General features: G+C 36.0%; 7 protein-coding genes and 1 pseudogene. 2 read left to right on the top strand and 6 right to left on the bottom strand.

Annotated features, from left to right (window positions below; all coding sequences use genetic code 11):
- Positions 1-165 precede the first annotated feature (165 nt).
- Positions 166-664 (bottom strand): annotated as a pseudogene (locus BM122_RS26645) (transposase); the annotation flags it as partial.
- Positions 665-1119: 455 nt separating this feature from the next.
- Between BM122_RS26645 and BM122_RS26385 the strand changes: the two are divergent.
- Entirely contained in the window at positions 1120-1278 is a 159-nt protein-coding gene (locus BM122_RS26385) for a hypothetical protein (RefSeq protein ID WP_177198226.1), read from the top strand.
- A 198-nt stretch (positions 1279-1476) separates the two neighbouring features.
- On the opposite strand, the gene BM122_RS23680 is transcribed toward BM122_RS26385, so the two are convergent.
- Positions 1477-1617 carry a hypothetical protein gene (locus BM122_RS23680; RefSeq protein ID WP_177198225.1) on the bottom strand — a complete coding sequence of 47 codons (141 nt, stop codon included), beginning with the start codon at positions 1615-1617 and terminating at the stop codon, positions 1477-1479.
- A gap of 386 nt (positions 1618-2003) precedes the next feature.
- The gene (locus BM122_RS19650) at positions 2004-2741 is read right to left on the bottom strand and encodes an EI24 domain-containing protein (RefSeq protein WP_074907199.1); all 738 of its coding nucleotides are present in this window, start codon (positions 2739-2741) and stop codon (positions 2004-2006) included.
- Between the two features lie 234 nt (positions 2742-2975).
- On the opposite strand from BM122_RS19650, the gene flgM reads away from it, so the two are divergent.
- The gene (gene flgM / locus BM122_RS19645; RefSeq protein WP_074907196.1) at positions 2976-3281 is read left to right on the top strand and encodes a flagellar biosynthesis anti-sigma factor FlgM; all 306 of its coding nucleotides are present in this window, start codon (positions 2976-2978) and stop codon (positions 3279-3281) included.
- A gap of 600 nt (positions 3282-3881) precedes the next feature.
- Here the strand turns inward: flgM and pstB are convergent.
- The 3 genes from pstB to pstC form a co-directional block, all read right to left on the bottom strand.
- Entirely contained in the window at positions 3882-4691 is an 810-nt protein-coding gene (gene pstB, locus BM122_RS19640; RefSeq protein WP_074907193.1) for a phosphate ABC transporter ATP-binding protein PstB, read from the bottom strand.
- Positions 4685-5611, bottom strand: coding sequence for a phosphate ABC transporter permease PstA (gene pstA / locus BM122_RS19635; protein WP_074907191.1), 927 nt, complete (start codon positions 5609-5611; stop codon positions 4685-4687). The genes pstB and pstA overlap by 7 nt, the downstream gene beginning before the upstream one ends.
- A 237-nt stretch (positions 5612-5848) precedes the next feature.
- On the bottom strand, positions 5849-6796 hold the full coding sequence (gene pstC, locus BM122_RS19630) for a phosphate ABC transporter permease subunit PstC (RefSeq protein ID WP_074907188.1): 948 nt from the start codon (positions 6794-6796) through the stop codon (positions 5849-5851).
- Between the last annotated feature and the right edge of the window lie 467 nt (positions 6797-7263).

Genomic DNA, 7263 nt, shown 5'->3' with positions numbered 1-7263 from the left:
CGGGAGTTTTGATCCAACGCATCACGCTGGCGACCCCTACATCAAGACGCTTGGCCACTTGCGCGATTGAGAGGTTCTCCTTCTCACGAACGGATAATACTTTACGACGAAATAATATGGGATAGGTCATCCGTAAATTATAATCAATTTATAGGGGATATGCTATATTTTTACTCCCAGAAATTCTCCCTGGTCATTGATGACCAGGTGCAGCTTGAATCCATAAAACCAACCCACGCTGGTCTTTCCCCTGGCAGCAAACTCTGCCATTACTTTATGCGACCAAATGCGATGGTTGTGACACATACTGATTTTGGTCGACTCAATGAAGTTTGATTCCTCTGCAGAGTCCAAAGCGGCTGGTCAGAAAACAGCACAAAGATACCAGGCCACCTTGTAGCAACTCAACAAAGCGGTTGCAGCTCACTAATCCTGGAAAATAGGGCCGATGATACTTCAACACGTAATTAAGGTAATAGTGTTTAAACGTCCGATAACCGGACAAATGAAATCCCACCATGATGGTCATGACTTCACTTAGACACAGCGCTCCTCGCCGCCGACGCCGTTTTAGCGATGACTCCGACAAGCGTTACTCCCATCGCGGCCTAAACCCTTTACAGAAATCGTCAATTGTACAAAAAATAAATAGTATAGTATCCATCGGAATCTGAGCCCTCTAATGATGAAGCTCTTTTTGAAAATCCTTCCATCATAAGAAATTCAGATTCCTTTTACCGCTTTTCTTATCCCGAGCTCACGTTAAATAATACGTCAAGGTGAAGCTGACAAAGTCAGTTTTGAATTGGAAATGGAATTACCTTGACTGGGTAATTCTCGATATTGAGCACAAGCTTGGGGATAGGCAAACAACGGCGAAAAATGCCAGACTTATGCTGTTGCTAGAGATTACCAAGAAAATTTCATGCGCAGTAACGACATAACAAAAACAAGATGTATAGTGTATATACACCAGAAGTTGAATATATTGCCAAGGGCAAGGTACACAAACCTTATGAGGTTGGAGTCAAGGTAGACGTGATGAGTACTAGCAAGGAGGTCTCTATCGTGGGAATAAAATCGTTTCCAGGCAATCCGTACAAGGGCAGATACTGAATAGTGGTCAAAAAGAAGCTCAAGCGGCGCAGTGCGATGGAGCCGGTAATCGGGCACATGAAAAACTATGAGCGTCTGGGGAGAAATTTTCTCAAAGGTGCGGTAGGCGATGCCATGAATGCCTTACTTAGGCGGTATTACCTACAAATTGCGCAAGATTGAGTGCCAATTGGCACTTTTGTGCACTCGTTTCGGTATCAACCCAAATCGGTTAGTGATTGGCAATAGCTCCAACCTAAAATTCGGTGATTGAAAAAAATCGGGAGCTCAGGGGCAACTAATTATGAGCAACTATGATCAAAAAAAACCGCCCTAGAAAGAGCGGTTTAAAATTCTGATCATTCTATTTAATTTAATTAATTATTTTTTTTGTTCATCGGCTTTATCAGGCATAGACTCACGCTCCATCATAGAACTAGGTGGATATTGAGCTGGTTTAGGATCACCACAAGCAGTCAATGCCAGCGCTGTAAGTATTGCTACTAAGAGTGCAGATTTCATTTTCTTTATCTCCTATATAAACAAATATGATGAATTAATTATATTTAAATATACAACACATCTTTGGCCATTCATATCTAGAATGACGGTATTCTTAATAACAGAATTATAATGTACTGTCCAGTAAATTAAATAATAAGTTATTGAACATTGACTATTATAAAGCATATTACAACAATTTATTCTCATAATACCTCAAGTAAAAACAGCGAGATATATAAAAACAAATCTAAGTCTGACTATTCCAATTCTACTATAAGAAGATCTGGCCTTCTTGTTATTTCTATTTTACTTATTCTCCTGCTTAGGCTCTTCAGAGTTTACTTTGTTCAATCTTAATAATCCCTAAAAAATTACCATACAAACTTTATCCTAAAATAGAAATTCTATTTTTGAGAAGAATCAGAATTAGATTTATGACGATAATTTTCCAGACGTGCTAATTCAAAATGGATAAAGGCTAATGCTGTTAATGTCGGGGCAAATAAATTCAGTACTGGCATAAATTGAACGAGACCAGTTAACAACCCTAAACCCCATAGCGATAATTTATTTGAAGCCAGTAAAATCTTTAACTCTTCTTTACTGGCGTGCTCTGATAATGCATCATAGCTAAATAATCGCTGATTCAAATAGGCTGCGGCTAAAAAAGACATTAACATTCCAATACCAACAAACCAAAAAGGTAAAGCAAAACCCAACAATACAATAAATATAATAATTGCGGAAATAACATGAACTAAACTACCCAGAAGACTTCCTCCGTTTTTCCGCTGCAGTAGTGGGTAATATCGCTTAGCAACAAAATCGATCAGTGAAGACATAACAAATAGAGCAGTTATTATCATGGCAGTCACAATCACTAAAATAACAAGGATAATTACATTTAATATACTCCCTATACCATCAGTAATCTTGAGTAAGGCTGACTCATCAAACCAATCTTTCATGAAGGTAAATGAAATAATCTCTGCAATCCATTCAACTGAAGGTGTCCAGAAAAAAATACTAACTATTAACCAGAATAAGCTAGCTACTAAGAGAGGCCAAACTAGTATCCATAAAATTTTAAGATTAAAAAGATTACGAAAAGCTAGTGAAAATGCATTAAAAATCTGTATCATGTAATATCATTTCTAAGAATTCAAAACTCTTTTAAAATATAAAAAGCTATTAATTATATATTCAAGAAACCATTTCGTTATTTTTCATTTCTGCGAAATGAATGAAGGATATAAATGAATAATATGTAATACAATAGATATTAGAAAAAGTACGGGTTATATTTACTTAAAGTAAAATAGTTTGGGTAAATATTACTAAATTATCAATAATTTCTATTAAAAAGGATTTTTATCTTGAAAATAGAAAATACGAATCCAACGCGAGTAACCAGTATTGCTAATGATGAGCAAAAATATAATGACAAAACTCCCTCTAATGAATCGCCATATTTTTCTCAATTAAAAAATAATTTGCATATCAAGCCTTCTATTTTATCGCACTCCATCGAAAATAATAATGAAAATGTAGATACAGCTAAGGTGGCAAAGATTAGGCAAGCAATAATCGAAGGTCGTTTTAAAGTTAATCCAGAAGCAGTTGCTGACAGATTGTTAGAAACAGTAAAAGAGCTTATTGAATCGAAAAAAAATAATACATAATTCAAATGCAAACGCTATTTGATGGAATGTTTCTTCAATAAAATTAAATATTATAGAAGAATATTCTTCTTGTATAAAAATGGTCAGAAATTACATTGAGTTTGTACAGCTTGTTTCAGCTTTGATTTTGCTTCACTAAAATATGAAAAAAAGTAGTTATTTAATTGCGTTAATAAAAGCGGTTATTAGCTGATACTAGGCATCATGCTTATAAAGCTGATAGACATTACTCATGCTGAAGAATAAATAGACTATCTAGAGAAGATGGTACAAAGTCATAGCGCTAGGCGTAGGATGATTAAGAGAGACAGAATCATTTTAGTTTATGCTACAGACAAATAAAATAGAGCAATTACTGCAGAATGTGAGTCCTTAGAATTGCGTATCAGTAAATGGTACGTAAGCAAATACACTATTGTCAAACTTGAGAATGAGCGACAACACCTGGCAAACCTGAAATATATGAAAGCGTTTAGGGAAAGATTGCTATCCAAACTGGAATAATATATTTTTTTCGCCGCAATCATCGGCAAAAATCACCTCACCGAATTAGCCATCTTGAACAATTTGTTAATTGCTTAAATATGTCAGAGCAAAAATCTAGCCAAAGCGTCCTGTAATATAATCTTCTGTTTGCTTGTTCTTTGGTTTGATAAAAATAGTGTCTGTTGTATCAAATTCTATTAACTGACCTAAATACATATAAGCAGTATAATCAGAAACCCGAGCAGCCTGTTGCATATTATGAGTTACTATAAGTATAGTCACTTTATTTTTAAGATCAGCGATCAATTCTTCAATGCTAGCAGTTGCAATTGGGTCTAATGCCGAAGTAGGTTCATCAAATAATAATATTTCAGGGTCAGTTGCAAGCGCTCTTGCAATACATAACCGCTGTTGCTGTCCGCCAGATAGATTAAAAGCAAGGTCATTCAGTCGATCTTTAACTTCATCCCACAATGCTGCATTACGTAACGCATCCTCAACTTTCTCATCCAACATTGCACGTTGCTTAATCCCTCTTACTTTCAACCCGTAAGCGACATTTTCATAGATTGATTTAGGGAAAGGATTCGGTTTTTGAAATACCATGCTGATACGCATTCTTACTTCAATCGGGTCAACATGAGAAGACAGAATGTTCTCGTTGTCTGGATAAAGAATTATCTCACCCTCATACCGATTACCAGGATAAAGATCGTGCATTCTATTAAAACATCGCAGAAAAGTAGATTTACCGCAGCCTGATGGGCCTATTAGGGCAGTTACCTGCTTTTCATGTAAAACCATATCAATATTTCTCAACGCATTAAAATCTCCATAGTAAAAATTTAAATTTTTAACTATTGATTTATATTGAGTAGGAAAGAGACTATTTGCTTCAGGTTCTACTAAATTATTTTTTACCATTTGATTTTCTTACGCATACGATAGCGGAGATAAATAGCCAATGCATTCATTGCAAGTGTCATAACAACCAGGACCAATCCTGCTGCTGCTGCATTAAACTGAAATTCCTCTTCAGGCCGTGATACCCAATTAAACATTTGTATTGGCATTACTGTGAAAGGTGCTGTCAACCATTCAAATGATACAAATGGAAATTCGCTTTTTATTGGAGAGGGAGGTAAGAATGCAATAAAAGTCAATGCGCCAATTGTTATAATAGGGGCTGTTTCACCAATTGCTCGAGCTAATCCGATAATGATACCAGTCAAGATACCCGGTGCTGAATATGGCAATAAATGATCAGCAACTGTTTCCCACTTAGTGGCACCTAAAGCATAAGAGCCTTCACGAATCGCAATTGGAATAGATCGTATCGCCTCACGAGTTGCTACAATTACAATAGGTAAAATTAAAAGAGCCAGAGTTAATCCAGCAGCCAAAATACTCTGCCCCAGACCTAATTGATAAACAAACAGGCCCAATGCTAATAATCCATAGATAATTGAAGGTACTCCCGCAAGATTGGCAACATTGATTTCTATTAGTTCTGTGAATAAATTTTTAGGCGCGTATTCTTCTAAATAAATTCCGGCAGCTATACCAAGTGGTATAGCAGATATTGCTGTAACCAACATTACTAGCGTAGTGCCAACCCAGGCTGAAAGTATACCCGCAGATTCTGGACGACGCGACGGGAATGAAGTAAAAAAATCCCAGGATAAACGAGGTGCACCATCTATGAGCATTTGTGTAAATAAAGCTATAAATGTCAGTATAGCAATCATTAAAGCAAGCATACCCGAAATTAAAAAAATCAAATCCCAAAATTTATGTCGGGCGATAACCAGACGTAATTCTTCTAATTTCTTTTCATCACTCATAAATGCTGGTTAATAACAATAAAATTTTTCAAAAATACTTAACAAAGCATCGGTAATAGCTGCATCGGATTTAATAGCGGCAAGGCTTAACTTAAATATATACTCCGCGCGGCCACAGATGCGGAAAATAGAAATGCGAAAAACTCTTATAATTTAAGGCCTTCAATACCTTTAAAATCCTCAATTGTGACCGCGCTGAGTATAATTTGAATTCAATTTTAGAATAGTGAATGTTTTTTAATATGTCTCACGATATCGCTTACGTAGCAGATGACCAAGTATATTAAAAATCAATGTGATCAATAATAAGGTTAGTCCTGCTGCAAAGATAGTTTGATAACCAATGCTACCATGTGGCAAATCACCTAAACTTACCTGAACAATATATGCAGTTATTGTTGCTGCTTGTTCCGTGGGATTCCACGTTAAATTTGGTTGCATTCCAGCGGCTATTGCTACTACCATAGTTTCTCCAACTGCCCGAGAAATAGCTAAAATATAAGCAGCTGCGATACCTGAAAAAGCTGCAGGCATCACAACTTTGATAGCTGTCTGAAACCTTGTTGCACCCATGGCATAAGAACCTTCCCGTAAATGCATAGGCACAGAGCGCATAGCATCTTCAGTCATTGAACTTACATAAGGAATAATCATGATTCCCATTACCAGTCCAGCGGATAGCAAGCTAAACCCGGGTAGATCAGGAATAATTATCTGCAATAATGGTGTAACGAATAGGAGAGCGAAATAACCATACACAATGGTTGGAATACCGCCTAGCAATTCAAGAAATGGTTTTGCAATCTCTCGTACTGTATATGATGCAAATTCAGAAAGATAAATAGCTATAGTTGTACCTAATGGAAGCGCCACTAGAAGGGCAATAGCTGAACTTACTACCGTTCCTGAGACTAAGGGAAGAATACCATAATGCGCATCATCAAATAATGGTGTCCATTGTCTGTCTGTAAGAAATTCCCAAATTGAAACATGCTGAAAAAATGTGATCGATTCCTTTATTAGCATGAAAACAATAGAAAAGGTAATTAGAACCGAAAAAAAAGCTGCCAGAAGCAGCAACAGTTCTATAAATTTCTCTCTTAAATGGCGCTTATAGCTATACCGAAGATTGCCAGTAGATCTGCTTCTCTTCTCACATGTACTCTTTATATTTTTTGAATACATATTAATTTTCTATATAAATTTAATTTTGTTATTTATTCAAAAATAAGAATCAATTTATTTTTATGAGAAGCACTCCAACGATATTATGTAATTCATTAATATTGAGTACAGAAAAATTCTACTCATAACTTAACTTCTTGCTAGAAATATGTAATCACATTAAGGGAGTTAATTAATCTATATTCCACTAACTTTACTTTCTAAATAAAGAATTAATAAAATGTTCCGCTGAATCAAAGGAAAATTTACTACCCCGTATAATCTATCGATTTCGAATTGACGTTCACTCCATTGAGTGAACGTCAATATCATGGAAATTAACGCCTCTTGACTTTGATGAGTCAAATATAATTAATCATCCTCATCATCGGGGTCTTCTTCGGAAGCATTTTCTTTAGCTTCTTCACTATTTCCCTCTTCTTCGTCGTCTTCATCCTCAACCTCCTCCTCGTCTTCTTCTGGCTTCA

The sequence above is a fragment of the Nitrosomonas communis genome, from assembly GCF_900114745.1.
GTDB lineage: Bacteria > Pseudomonadota > Gammaproteobacteria > Burkholderiales > Nitrosomonadaceae > Nitrosomonas > Nitrosomonas communis_A.
Note: the sequence above shows the minus strand (reverse complement) of the source record. Positions and strands in the feature narration are given on the sequence as shown.